At 63.3% G+C, this 14,150-nt stretch carries 14 protein-coding genes and 1 pseudogene; 14 read left to right on the forward strand and 1 reads right to left on the reverse strand.

Annotation, left to right across the window (positions count from 1 at the left end; translation table 11 throughout):
• The first annotated feature begins 2 nt into the window (after positions 1–2).
• From rodA to IB243_RS04760, 6 genes are all read left to right on the forward strand, one after another.
• Positions 3–1,175: a rod shape-determining protein RodA gene (rodA, locus tag IB243_RS04735; protein ID WP_192425447.1), complete on the forward strand. Its 1,173-nt coding sequence runs from the start codon at positions 3–5 to the stop codon at positions 1,173–1,175.
• 134 nt (positions 1,176–1,309) lie between these two features.
• Positions 1,310–1,648, forward strand: coding sequence for a YegP family protein (locus IB243_RS04740; RefSeq protein ID WP_010466461.1), 339 nt, complete (start codon positions 1,310–1,312; stop codon positions 1,646–1,648).
• A gap of 81 nt (positions 1,649–1,729) precedes the next feature.
• Positions 1,730–3,214 carry a metalloprotease TldD gene (gene tldD / locus IB243_RS04745; RefSeq protein ID WP_192425449.1) on the forward strand — a complete coding sequence of 495 codons (1,485 nt, stop codon included), beginning with the start codon at positions 1,730–1,732 and terminating at the stop codon, positions 3,212–3,214.
• A 119-nt stretch (positions 3,215–3,333) separates the two neighbouring features.
• Positions 3,334–3,873, forward strand: a complete 540-nt coding sequence (locus tag IB243_RS04750; protein WP_192425451.1) for a hypothetical protein — start codon at positions 3,334–3,336, stop codon at positions 3,871–3,873.
• Between the two features lie 300 nt (positions 3,874–4,173).
• A complete protein-coding gene (locus IB243_RS04755) occupies positions 4,174–5,295 on the forward strand; it encodes a 3-deoxy-7-phosphoheptulonate synthase (RefSeq protein ID WP_010466458.1) in 1,122 nt (373 codons plus the stop codon).
• 101 nt (positions 5,296–5,396) lie between these two features.
• Positions 5,397–5,708 carry a hypothetical protein gene (locus IB243_RS04760; protein WP_192425453.1) on the forward strand — a complete coding sequence of 104 codons (312 nt, stop codon included), beginning with the start codon at positions 5,397–5,399 and terminating at the stop codon, positions 5,706–5,708.
• Between the two features lie 48 nt (positions 5,709–5,756).
• Here the strand turns inward: IB243_RS04760 and mpl are convergent, their stop codons facing one another.
• The gene (gene mpl, locus IB243_RS04765) at positions 5,757–7,181 is read right to left on the reverse strand and encodes a UDP-N-acetylmuramate:L-alanyl-gamma-D-glutamyl-meso-diaminopimelate ligase (protein WP_192425455.1); all 1,425 of its coding nucleotides are present in this window, start codon (positions 7,179–7,181) and stop codon (positions 5,757–5,759) included.
• Between the two features lie 174 nt (positions 7,182–7,355).
• Between mpl and IB243_RS04770 the strand changes: the two genes are divergently transcribed.
• From IB243_RS04770 to IB243_RS04800, 8 genes and pseudogenes are all read left to right on the forward strand, one after another.
• Complete coding sequence (locus tag IB243_RS04770; protein ID WP_192425457.1) at positions 7,356–7,955, forward strand: hypothetical protein; 600 nt, start codon at positions 7,356–7,358, stop codon at positions 7,953–7,955.
• Positions 7,952–8,533 carry a TlpA disulfide reductase family protein gene (locus IB243_RS04775; protein WP_010466454.1) on the forward strand — a complete coding sequence of 194 codons (582 nt, stop codon included), beginning with the start codon at positions 7,952–7,954 and terminating at the stop codon, positions 8,531–8,533. Before IB243_RS04770 ends, IB243_RS04775 begins: the two co-directional genes overlap by 4 nt.
• Positions 8,534–8,768: 235 nt before the next feature.
• The gene (gene accB / locus IB243_RS04780; protein ID WP_010466453.1) at positions 8,769–9,215 is read left to right on the forward strand and encodes an acetyl-CoA carboxylase biotin carboxyl carrier protein; all 447 of its coding nucleotides are present in this window, start codon (positions 8,769–8,771) and stop codon (positions 9,213–9,215) included.
• A 7-nt stretch (positions 9,216–9,222) separates the two neighbouring features.
• Entirely contained in the window at positions 9,223–10,572 is a 1,350-nt protein-coding gene (accC, locus tag IB243_RS04785; protein ID WP_192425459.1) for an acetyl-CoA carboxylase biotin carboxylase subunit, read from the forward strand.
• Between the two features lie 76 nt (positions 10,573–10,648).
• Positions 10,649–11,551 carry a 50S ribosomal protein L11 methyltransferase gene (prmA, locus tag IB243_RS04790; RefSeq protein ID WP_192425461.1) on the forward strand — a complete coding sequence of 301 codons (903 nt, stop codon included), beginning with the start codon at positions 10,649–10,651 and terminating at the stop codon, positions 11,549–11,551.
• A 56-nt stretch (positions 11,552–11,607) separates the two neighbouring features.
• Positions 11,608–11,673, forward strand: a pseudogene (locus tag IB243_RS27415) (MJ0042-type zinc finger domain-containing protein); the annotation flags it as partial.
• A gap of 684 nt (positions 11,674–12,357) precedes the next feature.
• On the forward strand, positions 12,358–13,179 hold the full coding sequence (locus IB243_RS27075) for a DUF3426 domain-containing protein (RefSeq protein WP_010466450.1): 822 nt from the start codon (positions 12,358–12,360) through the stop codon (positions 13,177–13,179).
• A 27-nt stretch (positions 13,180–13,206) separates the two neighbouring features.
• Positions 13,207–14,103 carry a carbohydrate kinase family protein gene (locus IB243_RS04800; RefSeq protein ID WP_010466449.1) on the forward strand — a complete coding sequence of 299 codons (897 nt, stop codon included), beginning with the start codon at positions 13,207–13,209 and terminating at the stop codon, positions 14,101–14,103.
• Positions 14,104–14,150 lie beyond the last annotated feature (47 nt).

Raw genomic sequence — 14,150 nt, forward strand, 5'->3', positions numbered from 1 at the left:
CGATGGCCGTTGTTTTTGAAAAGCCCTCGCTCGCCCAGCGTTTTCTTCCCCTGTTCCGCGGGTTCGACCTGCCGCTTATCCTGGTGGTGGTGCTGCTCGCCTGTGCCGGGTTGGTGGCCATGTATTCCTCGGGCTTCGACCATGGGACGCGCTTTTCCGACCATGGGCGCAACATGCTCATAGCGGGCGCCATCCTGTTCATGGTGGCCCAGGTGCCGCCGCAGAAAATCATGGTGTTTGCCGTACCACTGTATGCGGCCGGAGTGGCGCTGCTTTTTGCGGTGGCGCTGTTCGGCATCACCAAAAAAGGTGCAACGCGCTGGGTCAATGTAGGCATCGTCATCCAGCCGAGCGAGATCCTGAAAATCGCCATGCCCCTGATGCTGGCCTGGTGGTTCCAGAAGCGCGAGGGCACCCTGCGCCCGCTCGATTTTGCGGCGGCGGGGCTGCTGCTGGCCATTCCGGTGGGGCTGATCATGAAGCAGCCGGACCTGGGAACCTCGCTGCTGGTTCTGGCCGCAGGGCTGTCGGTGATATTTTTTGCAGGCCTGTCGTGGAAGTTGATCTTGCCGCCCGTGCTGATTGGCGGCGCAGGCATCTTCACGCTGGTGCTGCTGGGCGACCAGCTGTGCGCAGACGGCGTGCGCTGGGTGGTGCTGCACGACTACCAGCAGCAGCGCATCTGTACCTTGCTCGACCCCACGCGCGACCCGCTGGGCAAGGGGTTTCACATCATCCAGGGCATGATCGCCATCGGCTCCGGGGGGATGTGGGGCAAGGGATTCATGGCCGGCACGCAGACGCACCTGGAGTTCATTCCCGAGCGCACCACCGACTTCATCTTTGCCGCCTTCTCCGAAGAGTTCGGGTTGGCGGGCAACCTTTTTCTGCTGGTCTGCTTCCTGATGCTCGTCTGGCGTGGCCTGGCCATCGCCGCAGGTGCCACCAGCCTGTTCGGGCGCTTGATGGCCGGGGCAGTGTCGATGATCTTCTTCACCTATGCCTTCGTGAACATGGGCATGGTCAGCGGCATCCTGCCCGTGGTGGGCGTGCCGCTGCCTTTCATCAGCTACGGCGGCACTGCCATGGTGACCCTGGGCCTGGCGCTGGGCATCCTGATGTCGGTGGCCCGGGCGCAGAAGCAGGACCCCAAGGACGCTCGGCCCGCGCTGTAAGGCCGTGCTTGCGATTCCCTGGGGATCGTGAACAGGTTCTAGGGTCTCTGTCCAGGCGTTGCGCGTGTGGCGGCAAGAGGGTACAAACCTGCAGGCCAACTGTGCCTTGGCCCATGCAACCGGAGGGATTCCCTATGGCGGCGAAGTTCGAGCTGAAGAAGTCGAAGAACGATAAATTTGTCTTCAACCTGCTGGCCACCAATGGCCAGGTCATCCTGACCAGCGAGCTGTATGAATCACGGGCCAGCGCGCTGAATGGCATTGAATCCGTGCGCAAGAACGCCCCGGACGATGGCCGCTTTGGGCGCCTGAGCGCCAAGGACGGATCGCCCTATTTCACGCTCAAGGCGGGCAATGGCCAGGTCATCGGGCAAAGCCAGATGTACTCCGGTGCCAAGGCGCGCGATGCAGGCATCGAGTCTGTGCAAACCCACGCGCCACAAGCCGTCCTGGATGATCAGGCGGCAGCCTGACGCCGCGGCCGGTTGCGCGGCGGCATAGGGGCATGTGCCCCCTTGTGCCGCGGGGCGGGGCTGCGCGCCTAAAATGCCCCGATGACTTTCCGCTCCACCACTGCCGCGCCCCAGCGTGCGGCCACCAGCCAGCGCATTGATGTCGCTCGCGAATTGCTGTTGACCCCGTTTGGGCTTGATGAAAGCCATCTGGCGCGGGCCCTGGCCGAGATCCGGACCCACCAGGTGGATGACGCCGACCTGTACTTCCAGTACACGCGCAGCGAAGGGTGGAGCCTGGAAGAGGGCATTGTCAAAACGGGCTCCTTCAGCATTGATCAGGGCGTGGGTGTGCGCGCGGTGAGCGGCGAGAGGACGGCGTTTGCCTACTCGGACGACATTTCAGAGGCGTCCTTGCTGGACGCAGCCCGCACTGTGCGCTCTATTTCGGCAGTAGCGCAGGCTGGTAAAGTGCGAGTAGCTCCTAAAAAAGTAGCGGCTGGCCGCAGTCTCTATCCAGGTGTGGACCCGATTGCATCGCTCGACAGCACGGCCAAGGTGGCCTTGCTGGAAAAGCTGGAGCAGCGCGCCCGCGCCAAGGACCCGCGTGTTGCGCAGGTCATGGCGGGGCTGGCCAGCGAATACGACGTGGTGCTGGTGGCCCGGGCCGATGGCACGCTGGCGGCCGACGTGCGCCCGCTGGTGCGGCTGTCGGTCACCGTGATCGCCGAGCAAAACGGCCGGCGCGAGATGGGCTCTGCCGGTGGTGGCGGTCGTTTTGGCCTGGCCTACTTCGACGACGAGCAAATGGGCAAATACGTGGACGAGGCCGTGAATGCGGCCCTGGTCAACCTCGAATCGCGCCCCGCCCCTGCGGGTGAGATGACCGTGGTGCTAGGCTCGGGCTGGCCCGGTATCCTGTTGCACGAAGCCATTGGCCACGGACTGGAAGGGGACTTCAATCGCAAGGGCTCCAGCGCCTTCAGCGGCCGCATCGGCCAGCGGGTGGCGGCCAAGGGTGTGACGGTACTGGATGACGGCACGATTGCCGATCGCCGGGGTTCGCTCAATGTGGACGACGAAGGCCATGCCAGCCAGCGCAACGTGCTGATCGAGGACGGCATCTTGAAGGGCTACATCCAGGACTCGCTCAACGCGCGCCTGATGGGCGTGGCCCCCACCGGCAACGGTCGGCGCGAGAGTTATGCCCATATCCCCATGCCGCGCATGACCAACACCTACATGCTGGGCGGCGACAAAGACCCACAGGAGATCATTGCCAGCATCAAGAAGGGTCTGTACGCCAGCAACTTCGGCGGCGGGCAGGTAGACATCACCTCCGGCAAGTTCGTGTTCTCGGCCAGTGAGGCCTATTGGGTCGAGAACGGCAAGATCCAGTATCCCGTGAAGGGCGCCACCATCATCGGCAGTGGCCCTGAGTCGCTCAAGAAGGTCACCATGATCGGCAACGACATGCGTCTAGACAGCGGCGTAGGCACCTGCGGCAAGGAAGGCCAGAGCGTGCCGGTGGGCGTGGGCCAGCCTACGTTGCGCATCGAAGGACTGACGGTGGGTGGAACGGCCTGACGACCGGAAACGGTGTTCTTGCTCGGGGCAACACGCTGGCTGTTGCTTGCTTCCACCAACTTCAGCCTTGTGCGGCGCACAAAGGGCATCGCACAGGCCTTGGCAGCGCAAAATGGCGTATGCCCGCTACGCGCCCTAGTCAGCTACTGACCCTTCAATCATTTGGAGACATCAGCCGCTTTCTGCGCGAAGGCGTGGCCGACGAGGAGTCTCGTCAACTGCGTGATAGCTTGAGCGCGCTGTCAACGCAGATCGACGAGGCAGTGCGCACCCGTCGCACCAGTACCGACACCACCGCCATCACCCGGCGTGTGCTGGCCTTGTCGCATTGCGCCCGCGAGCACCAGTTGTTCCTGACGGGTCTGGGCTCGGCCTGGCACGCGTTGTACGAGTTTGGTGCCTACCAGCGCGCGCTGAGGGAGTTGCGCAATGCGATCACGGACTGGCAGCAGATGCTGGAGCGGCGCAGCCCGAAGGAAAGTGCGAGCTTCGACCAGTTCGAACTTCTCGCCTGGCGCACGCTGGGCGAGGCATTGCTGCTCATCGACATGTATGAGCACCAGAGCGATCCGCCCAGCGACCTGCAGGATGCCGCGCCGCCGCGCAAGCAGTCTGCGTTGCAGCGCGTGCGTGCCTGGTTTCGTCGCTGGCGGCGTTGAACCTCTGCGGTGAATGCTGGGGGTTGAGAGGGCTTGTTCAAGCCCCTCCCGTATCGCAAAAACAACAATCCAGGGTTGCTGCACTGCCGCACTCCTGTGCTACATTGCTTTCCATGCAAGTTCGCAGCGCGTTTTATTTTTGGGTTTTTATCTCGGTCCCCGGCGGATGAGAGGAAAACGCGCAAGCAAACACAACCTCCCCATACCAACCGCCGACGCTGCAAAGCCCGGCGGTTTTTGTTTTTCTGCCCTCCCGTTTTTCCATCCCTCCCACTACTTTTACTCCACGAGGAAGCAACCATGACGGCCCCCACCACCCCGACCAGCGATGCCTGGTACCGCAGCGTCGAGAAAACCAGCCAGACCGACGACGAACGTATCAAGGACATCACCGTGTTGCCTCCTCCCGAGCATCTGATCCGCTTTTTCCCGATCCGCGGAACGCCGGTCGAGACGCTGATCACCCAGACCCGCAAGAACATCCACAACATCATGGCCGGCAAGGATGACCGCCTGCTGGTCATCATCGGTCCGTGCTCCATCCACGACCCGGCTGCCGCTGTCGAGTACGCACGCCGCCTCATGGCTGCGCGCGCGCAGTACGCCGACACCCTGGAAATCGTGATGCGCGTGTACTTCGAGAAGCCACGCACCACGGTGGGCTGGAAGGGCCTCATCAACGACCCGTACCTCGACGAAAGCTACCGCATCGACGAAGGCCTGCGCATTGCACGCCAGCTGCTGATCGAGATCAACCGCCTGGGCATGCCCGCCGGCAGCGAGTTCCTCGACGTGATCTCGCCCCAGTACATCGGCGACCTGATCAGCTGGGGCGCCATTGGCGCCCGGACCACCGAAAGCCAGGTGCACCGCGAGCTGGCCTCCGGCATCTCGGCCCCCATCGGCTTCAAGAACGGCACCGACGGCAACATCCGCATTGCCACCGATGCCATCCAGTCGGCCAGCCGGGGCCACCACTTCCTGTCTGTGCACAAGAACGGCCAGGTAGCCATCGTCAACACCAAGGGCAACAAGGACTGCCACGTGATCTTGCGTGGTGGCAAGACGCCCAACTACGACGCCGCCAGCGTGGCCGCCGCCTGCAAGGACCTCGAAGCCGCCAAGCTGCCCGCCACCCTGATGGTGGACTGCAGCCATGCCAACAGCAGCAAACAGCATGAAAAGCAGCTTGAAGTGGCGCGCGACATTGCCTCGCAGCTCGCAGGCGGCTCGCGCAGTGTGTTCGGCCTCATGATCGAAAGCCACCTCACAGCCGGTGCGCAGAAGTTCTCGCCGGGCAAGGACCTGCCCGGCGCGCTGGAGTACGGCAAGAGCATCACGGACGCCTGCCTGGGCTGGGACGATTCGCTGACGGCGTTGGCTGAACTTTCCGACGCTGTGAAGGCCCGCCGCGCGCGGTGATCTGCGCCGATTGCAGGAGGCCCTAAACTGGAAACCCGTGGCGGGCCGTGCAAGGGAGCACGGCAGTCGCCGCCACGGTTTCAGAAGAAAGGCAAACCATCATGCACAGCGAAGTGTCGGTCCGTCTGGCCGGAAACCAGGAATTCCGTTTTGATCTGGAGGGCGCCGAGCCCATGGGCCATGAGGCTGGCAGGCGCTGGCTGGATGAGCAGTTCACCGCGCTCGACTGCGAACCCCTGCGCGCCAGCGGCAAGGTGCTGCTGGCGGACAAGGTGCTCACCGTGGCCCTCGCTGCGGGGGCCTCGTTGCTGGCCGACCCGGTATGGTCCCGCGACTTTGCGCGTGCTGCCAGTGCGGCACTTGCCAAGCCGGTAGTGCGCGTGGACGTACCGGGTATGGCGGTATCGTTCTGATTTTTAAGAGAAATCAGGCTCTAGCGCTTTTCAGATAAGCGCAAGCAGCTATTTATTTTGTAGCGATTCCAGCAACTTGGCGTGAATGCCGCCAAACCCCCCGTTGCTCATGCACACGATGTGGTCACCTGGGCGGGCTGCTGCGGTGACCTGTTGCACCAGGGTGTCGATGTCGGCGGCGGTTTGTGCTCGCAGGCCCGGGCCCACGCCCAGAGGGGCAAGGGCTTGCGCAGCGTCCCAGTCCAGCCCGGCGGTGTGGCAGAACGCGAGGTCGGCAGGCTCCAGCGCCCACGGCAGCTGGGCCTTCATGGCCCCCAGCTTCATGGTGTTGCTGCGGGGCTCGAACACCGCCAGGATGCGCACGCCCTGGCCCAGGCTGCGGCGCAGGCCGTCCAGCGTGGTTCTTAGGGCCGTGGGATGGTGGGCGAAGTCGTCGTACACCGCAATGCCATTCACCGTGCCGCGCAGCTCCATGCGCCGCTTCACATTCTGAAAGGTCGCCAGTGCCGTGGCGGCGTGCTCAGGGCTCACGCCCACATGGTGGGCGGCCGCAATGGCCGCCAGTGCGTTGAGCTGGTTGTGCACGCCGGTCAGCGCCCACTCCACCCGGGCGGCCTTGCGCCCCTGGTGCAGCACGTCGAATGCCTGGGGGTCGCCTTGTGCCGAAAAGTCGCTGACGGCTTCGCCGAAGCTGGCCACTTCGCTCCAGCAGCCCGTGTGCAGCACGCGGGTGAGGCTTTCTTCGAGACCGTTGACCACCACACGGCCCGATGGCGGCACCGTGCGCACGAGGTGGTGAAACTGCCGCTCGATGGCGGCCAGGTCGTCAAAGATGTCTGCGTGGTCGAACTCCAGGTTGTTCAGCACCGCAGTGCGAGGGCGGTAGTGCACAAACTTGCTGCGCTTGTCGAAGAAGGCGGTGTCGTATTCGTCCGCCTCGATCACGAACAGCGGCGCAGCGCCCAGCGGCGAACTACCGGGCGATGGTCGCCGGGGCGCTCCAAGGCGGGCCGATACGCCGAAGTTCAGGGGGACTCCACCAATCAAAAAGCCCGGTTGCTGCCCGGCACTTTCCAGGATCCAGGCCAGCATCGAGGTCGTCGTCGTCTTGCCGTGCGTGCCGGCAACCGCCAGGACATGGCGGCCCTGCAACACATGCTCGGCCAGCCACTGGGGGCCGCTGGTGTAGGGCAGGCCCGCGTCCAGGATGGCTTCCATCAACGGAAATTTGGGCGAACCGTCGGGCAGGCGGACGCGGCTGACCACGTTTCCAATCACGAACATGTCGGGCTGCAGGGCCAGTTGGTCGGCGCCGAAACCTTCGATCAGGTCGATGCCCAGGGCCCGCAACTGGTCGCTCATCGGCGGGTAAACGCCGGCGTCGCAACCCGTCACCTTGTGGCCCGCTTCGCGCGCGAGGGCGGCCAGGCCACCCATGAACGTGCCGCAGATGCCCAGTATGTGTATATGCATGGGCGCAGATTCTAAGGTTCAATACAAAACAAGCCCCCAGCGCTTGATGGGTAAGCGCGAAGAGCTATGAAAAATATAGTGACCCTCGGGATGCCTGGGGGTAACCCGTGGTTCGGTTCAGTGCTTCAGGCCACAATGCAGTTTCATTCCCTGTTGCGACTTTCCTTGACCGCCATGCACACACCTTTGAGCGACGAAATCGCCCACACCACGGCCCGGCTGGTGGTGGAGGAGGGGCTGGAATGGGGCCCGGCCAAGCGCCGTGCGCTGCGCCAGATGGGCCTGCCTGCCCGTACTCCACTCCCGGACAACGACCAGGTCGAGGCCGCAGTGCGGGAGCACATCGAGCTTTTTTGTGCCGATACGCAGCCGCGCGAACTGCGGGCACTGCGCCAGCTGGCCCTGGTGTGGATGGAGCGCATGGCGGCCTTCCGCCCCCACCTGGCAGGTGCTGTCTGGCATGGCACGGCCACACGGCTGTCCGATATTTATGTGCAATTGTTCTGCGATGACCCTAAATCGGCAGAAATAGCACTGATCGATCACCATGTGGACTACGAGCCGCGCACGGTCACCGGTTTTCATGGCGAGTCGGTCGAGGCATTGAGCCTGGGCAGCAAGTCGCCTGAACTCAATGAGATGATCGGGGTGCACCTGATGATCTACGACCTCGATGACCTGCGCGGCGCCCTTCGTCCGGACGCTAAAGGGCGTGTGCCGCGAGGCGACATGACCGCTGTTCGGCGCCTGCTCCAGGAAGCCCCTGCCCCATGACATCCCATTCCGATCGCCCTGAATCCCTCTCTGCAGCCCGTGATGCACAACCATCTGCCGCGCGCCGGCGCCTGCTGTATGCAGGGGTGGCGGGCGCAGCAGCGTTGGGTGGCGCAGGCCTGGCATGGTGGAAGTTCCAGCCCCATGCCATGGAGCAGGGGGTGGAAGATGCGCTCTGGACGATGGAGTTTGAAAAGCCCGAAGGGGGCGTGGTGGCGCTGAAGGCACTGGCAGGCAAGCCGTTGCTGCTGAATTTCTGGGCCACTTGGTGTCCACCCTGTGTGGAAGAGCTGCCCATGCTCAATGCCTTCTATCGCCAACAGGCGCCGAACGGGTGGCAAGTTCTGGGATTGGCTATCGACCAACCTTCTGCCGTGCGCAAGTTCTTGCAGCGCATTCCCCTGGAATTCCCGGTGGGCCTTGCCGGATTGGGCGGCACCGACCTCGGCCGATCGCTGGGCAACCTCACGGGAGGACTTCCGTTTACCGTGGTGCTCGGAGGGAATGGGCGCGTCCTGCACCGTAAAATGGGGCAAGTCACCGCGCAAGATCTCCAGCTGTGGGCCCCCTTGCGCTGACCGGTCAAGCCTCCCATTCCGGCATTTTTGCAGGGGCCGGCCGCGTATGGGCATGATGTAGTTCATCAAAAATACCTGTGGAAGACGGAGATAGGCTGAAATTGGAGTAAATTCGCGCCCTATTCAGTCATGACTTGCGCAAAGCAGGGCCAGGCAAGCGGTTCGCCCCGGGGCGAGGCGGTTGTTGCGTCCGATGTGCGTAAGCCCTATCAGTTTTATAGCCGTTGGAGCTCCCATGGATCTGCGAAAACTCAAAACCCTCATCGATCTCGTGTCCGAGTCGAACGTATCTGAACTCGAAATCACGGAAGCCGAGGGCAAAGTCCGCATCGTCAAGAGCGTTGGTGGCGTGGTTCAGCAGTACGTTCCCGCCCCGATGCAGGCGCCTGCGGCACCCGCACCTGCCGCCGCCCAGGTCGCCGAACTGCCCGCACCCGCAGCCCCTGCGGGTCACATCGTCAAATCGCCGATGGTGGGCACGTTCTACCGTTCTTCCAGCCCGGGCGCCAAGGCCTTTGTGGAAGTGGGCAGCCAGGTCAAAGAAGGCGAGACCATCTGCATCATCGAGGCCATGAAGATCCTGAACGAGATCGAGGCCGACAAGTCGGGCACGGTCACCCGCATCCTGGGCGAAAACGGCCAGGCCGTGGAATACGGACAGCCGCTGTTCGTGATCGAATAAGGCGCTCATGTTCAAGAAGATTCTTGTTGCCAATCGCGGCGAAATCGCCCTGCGAATCCAGCGCGCCTGCCATGAGCTGGGCGTGAAGGCGGTGATGGTCTACTCCGAGGCCGACCGCGACGCCAAGTACGTCAAGCTGGCTGAAGAGGCGGTGTGCATCGGCCCTGCGCCGTCCCCGCTGTCCTACCTCAACATGCCGGCCATCATCTCGGCTGCCGAAGTGACCGACGCCGAAGCCATCCACCCCGGCTACGGCTTTCTGTCCGAGAACGCCGACTTTGCCGAGCGCGTGGAAAAGAGCGGGTTTCAGTTCATCGGCCCCACGCCGGACAACATTCGCACGATGGGCGACAAGGTCTCGGCCAAGCAGGCCATGATCCGCGCCGGCGTGCCCTGCGTGCCAGGCTCCGAAGGCGAGCTGCCCGACGACCCGGTCCAGATCCGCCGCATTGCCAAGGCCGTGGGCTACCCCGTGATCATCAAGGCCGCAGGCGGCGGCGGTGGCCGCGGCATGCGCGTGGTGCACACCGAGGCAGCCCTCGTCAATGCCGTGCAGATGACCAAGGCCGAAGCGGGCGCCGCGTTCGGCAATCCTGCGGTGTACATGGAGAAGTTTCTCCAGAATCCGCGCCATATCGAAATACAGATCCTGGCCGACAAGCACCGCAATGCGGTGTACCTGGGCGAGCGCGACTGCTCCATGCAGCGCCGCCACCAGAAGGTGATCGAAGAGGCCCCGGCTCCTGGCATTCCCCGCAAGCTGATCGAGAAGATCGGCGAGCGCTGCGTGGCCGCCTGCAAGAAGATCGGCTACCGCGGCGCGGGCACGTTCGAGTTTCTTTACGAGAACGGCGAGTTCTACTTCATCGAGATGAACACCCGCGTGCAGGTGGAACACCCCGTGACCGAGTGGATCACCGGCGTGGACATCGTGAAGACGCAGATCATGGTCGCGGCGGGCGAGAAGCTGCCGCTCACCCAGCGCCAGATCGAGATCCGCGGCCATGCCATCGAGTGCCGGATCAACGCGGAAGACCCTTACAAATTCGTCCCATCCCCCGGACGCATCACCACCTGGCATCCACCGGGCGGCCCGGGCGTGCGGGTGGATTCGCATGCCTACACCAACTACTTCGTGCCGCCCAACTACGACTCGATGATCGGCAAGATCATCGTGCACGGCGACACGCGCGAGCAGGCCCTGGCCCGCATGCGCACGGCGCTGAACGAGACCGTGATCGAAGGCATCAACACCAACGTGCCGCTGCACCGCGAGCTGATGGTGGACGCCAAGTTCATGGCCGGTGGCACCAACATCCATTACCTGGAAGAGTGGCTGTCGCAGCACAAGCGCTGAAATCGTATTGCGCAGTCATTCACATGCTGGCTCCTGGCAACGGGTGCCAGCATTTCACTTTTTCTGAGAGGCTTCTATGTTTGAGCTGAGTCTGATGTGTCCCGAGGACCGGATCGAAGCGGTCAGCGATGCGCTGGATGCGCTGGATGCGCTGAGCGTGTCGGTGGAGGATGCCGATGCCCAGACCGACGCCGAACAGGCCTTGTTTGGCGAGCCCGGCATGCCTCCGCCCAAGGATGGTTGGCAACGCAGCCGGGTGGTGGCGCTTTTTCCGTCGGAGGTGGCTGCACGGGAGGCGCAGCAACTTCTGACCGTGCAGGACTTTTTTGCGGGCTGCCAGGTGCTGGGGGTTGCCCATGTGCCCGAGCAGGACTGGGTGCGGCTCACACAATCGCAGTTTGCGCCCGTGGATATCACGCCGGATTTCTGGATTGTTCCTACTTGGCATGAATTGCCGGCCCAGGCAAAGCGCAGCATCCGGCTGGACCCAGGTCTGGCCTTTGGCACCGGCACCCATCCTACGACCCGCATGTGCCTGCGCTGGATTGCCCGCAATGGCGCAACCGAACCCTCCATGGGCAATCCACTGGGCCGGGTTCTGGACTATGGCTGCGGTTCCGGCATCCTCGCCATTGGCGCGGCCAAGTTTGGAGCCATGGACATTGATGCGGTCGATATTGACCCTGCGGCCGTCGAGTCCACTGCGCTGAATGCGCAGGCCAATGAAGTGCAGCTCCATGCGGGCCTGCCCGACAAGGTGCGGGGCGAATACCAGACGGTGCTGGCGAACATTCTTGCCACTCCCCTTCGCGTGCTTGCGCCCCTGCTCTGCAGCTATGTCGCACCCGGAGGGCATCTGGTTCTGGCAGGCATTCTCGATCGACAGGCCGATGAGCTGAAAGAGGCTTACGCTCCCTGGCTTCAGCTGGATGTCGCGGATGCAGAAGATGGCTGGATCTTGATGACGGCCCGTCGCTGAGACAGGGAAGACGCCCGCCTCTGCGGGGTCGCACGCGCCTCTACAATCCATCGCTGATGAGCCAGATCACTCGCTGCCCGTCCTGCGCTACCTCATTCAAGGTGGTGGCGGACCAATTGCGCATCTCGCAAGGGTGGGTGCGTTGTGGTCAATGCAAAGAGGTTTTTGATGCTTCGGCGCACTTGCTTCCTGCAGCTCCTCCGGCACTGTTGCCGGATGTCTCGCTGGCCGACATTCGGCCGCCACTTGCCCCCGTAGCGCGCAAGGCGGAGGCTGGGCGGGCCTGGGGTGAGCCACCACCCTCGCAGCCGCCGGCTTCCCCACCCTTGGGGGGGCGGCCTGGGGTCGCAGATGCCGCAGCGTTCTCTTTTTCCCCCGTGAGTGTTCCCTCCGAGGCGGCTGGGGGGTATTCGGAGGTGCATACGCCTGTGGGATCCCCTGTGCTGGAGGTGCCTCAGCCTGCGGTGCCCGCATTTCTCTCCGCAGCGGGTGGGGTGGTCGCTTCTGGTGAAAATTCTGGTGTGGGCCATCTCGTGCCATTTGCCTGGCGGCCGGACACAGCATTCAACGTGCCTGCAACTGGTGGGGGGGGCACAGCGTTGCAGGGCGATTCCCCGCCCCCGGTGGTTTTTGCGGGGACGGCTGTCGGTGGCCATGGGCCCTCGTCGGAGGCGGTACAAATGCGGGTCGCCTCTCCTCCTTCGCCAGCTGCTGTGCGGGGTGTGGGCCATGGAGAGCCAGGTTACGAGCTGCCCTTTGCCGCTCTGCGAGACGCCGAGGATGGAGCCCCTGATTCGGTGGCGCCTGTGGCGCTGACCCCGATGGGCTATCCGGCGCTGGAGTTGCCCATCAAGCCGCCGGTCGTTCCTTTGCAAGACACGGAGCCGGACCATGGTGCCCCGGCGACGCCGTCTGCGGCGAAGGGAGTGACAGAGCCCCTGCCGCCGGTGGATTTTTCGCAGTCGCCTGAGATCACGGAGTTTGAGCCAGAGGCACTCGCGCTGGTCGAAGACCATTCACCGGCAACCGTGTTGCAGGCACCTTCCCGCAAGCCCTCTTCAGCCCGGGAGAGGGCGGACCCTGCCGACGAAGATGAAGGCCTGGACGCCGGACAAGAGGTCAGCTTTGTGGTCGCTGCGCGGCGCAAGGCGTTCTGGCGCAAACCGATGGTGCGCGTGGTGCTTGCCGTGCTGCTTCTGTTGTCTGTAGTGGGGCTTGGGCTGCAGGTCGCCGTCCAGGAACGTGATCGCCTTGCAGCAATGGATGTTCGAACAAGGCCGTGGTTGATGGCGCTGTGCGCTTCCCTGCGGTGCGAAATTGCGCCGCAGCGCGAGATTGCGGATGTGGTCATCGACAGTTCCTCGTTCAACAAGGCCAGGGGTGACAGCTATCAACTTGCCCTGACCATGAAGAGCAAGTCATCGACACCTTTGGCGATGCCTGCCGTCGAGTTGACGTTGACCGATGCGCAGGACCAGCCTGTGCTTCGGCGCGTGCTGCTGCCGACCGACATGGGGGCTCCGATGGAACTGCCTGCACGTGGTGAGTGGAGCGCGTCGGTGTCCGTGCTCGTGACCACTGGAGGCGCGCGCGTCGCGGGCTATCGGTTGCTGGCGTTCTATCCCTGATATTTTTTACCAACCTACCTTTCTGATATGGCTGCCCTCATTTGCGGTTCTCTGGCGTTCGACACCATCATGACCTTCGAGGGGCGTTTTGCCGAGCAGATACTGCCTGACCAATTGCACATCCTGAACGTCTCTTTCCTGGTGCCTTCGTTGCGACGTGACTTTGGAGGCTGCGCGGGCAACATCGCGTACAGCCTCAAACTGCTGGGCGGTGAACCGTTGCCGATGGCCATGCTAGGGAGTGATGGCTCTGAATATCTGCAGCGCCTGGAGTCACTCGGTATCAGTGCGCGACATGTAGGGCAGGTGCAGGACACCTATACCGCACAAGCAATGATCATGACCGACCGTGACAACAATCAGATCACGGCATTCCACCCCGGCGCGATGATGCAGGCGCATTTGAATCGTATTGATGCCAATGCGGGTGTGAGGGTGGGGATCGTTGCTCCAGATGGGCGTGATGCCATGCTGGAGCATGCCGCCCAATTCGTAGCGGCGGGTATTCCTTTTGTGTTTGATCCAGGCCAGGGCCTGCCCATGTTCAATGGGGAAGAGCTGGCGCAGTTTGTTGGTCAAGCGTCCTGGGTGGCGGTCAATGACTATGAGGGGAAAATGCTTTGCGACCGCACGGGTTGGACCCTTGCCGAGATCTCGCGCAAGGTGCTGGGGCTGGTGGTCACGCTGGGCGCAGAAGGTTGCGAGGTGTGGGTCGACGGAGAGAAAACCCATGTGCCACCGGTGGTGCCAGCCCAGGTGGTGGACCCCACGGGGTGTGGTGATGCCTGGCGCGGTGCGTTGTTGTTTGGCCTGGAAAAGGGTTGGCCGCTGGTCCGTTGTGCCGAATTGGGCAACCGGGTAGGTGCCCTCAAGATCGCGCAGCGAGGCCCGCAGAACTACACACTGGATTTCACCCCCGGGTAGCCTTGCGCTTTGGCGAGGTTGCGGAAACGCAGTGAGGCATGGGTTGC

It is taken from the genome of Acidovorax sp. ACV01 (genome assembly GCF_014851495.1).
GTDB lineage: Bacteria > Pseudomonadota > Gammaproteobacteria > Burkholderiales > Burkholderiaceae_C > Acidovorax > Acidovorax radicis.

Excerpts from the sequence above, each read along its gene's own strand:
- rodA (WP_192425447.1), top strand. The coding sequence starts at position 3 with ATGGCCGTTGTTTTTGAAAAGCCCTCGCTCGCCCAGCGTTTTCTTCCC.
- IB243_RS04740 (WP_010466461.1), top strand. The coding sequence starts at position 1,310 with ATGGCGGCGAAGTTCGAGCTGAAGAAGTCGAAGAACGATAAATTTGTC.
- tldD (WP_192425449.1), top strand. The coding sequence starts at position 1,730 with ATGACTTTCCGCTCCACCACTGCCGCGCCCCAGCGTGCGGCCACCAGC.
- IB243_RS04750 (WP_192425451.1), top strand. The coding sequence starts at position 3,334 with ATGCCCGCTACGCGCCCTAGTCAGCTACTGACCCTTCAATCATTTGGA.
- IB243_RS04755 (WP_010466458.1), top strand. The coding sequence starts at position 4,174 with ATGACGGCCCCCACCACCCCGACCAGCGATGCCTGGTACCGCAGCGTC.
- IB243_RS04760 (WP_192425453.1), top strand. The coding sequence starts at position 5,397 with ATGCACAGCGAAGTGTCGGTCCGTCTGGCCGGAAACCAGGAATTCCGT.
- mpl (WP_192425455.1), bottom strand. The coding sequence starts at position 7,181 with ATGCATATACACATACTGGGCATCTGCGGCACGTTCATGGGTGGCCTG.
- IB243_RS04770 (WP_192425457.1), top strand. The coding sequence starts at position 7,356 with ATGCACACACCTTTGAGCGACGAAATCGCCCACACCACGGCCCGGCTG.
- IB243_RS04775 (WP_010466454.1), top strand. The coding sequence starts at position 7,952 with ATGACATCCCATTCCGATCGCCCTGAATCCCTCTCTGCAGCCCGTGAT.
- accB (WP_010466453.1), top strand. The coding sequence starts at position 8,769 with ATGGATCTGCGAAAACTCAAAACCCTCATCGATCTCGTGTCCGAGTCG.
- accC (WP_192425459.1), top strand. The coding sequence starts at position 9,223 with ATGTTCAAGAAGATTCTTGTTGCCAATCGCGGCGAAATCGCCCTGCGA.
- prmA (WP_192425461.1), top strand. The coding sequence starts at position 10,649 with ATGTTTGAGCTGAGTCTGATGTGTCCCGAGGACCGGATCGAAGCGGTC.
- IB243_RS04800 (WP_010466449.1), top strand. The coding sequence starts at position 13,207 with ATGGCTGCCCTCATTTGCGGTTCTCTGGCGTTCGACACCATCATGACC.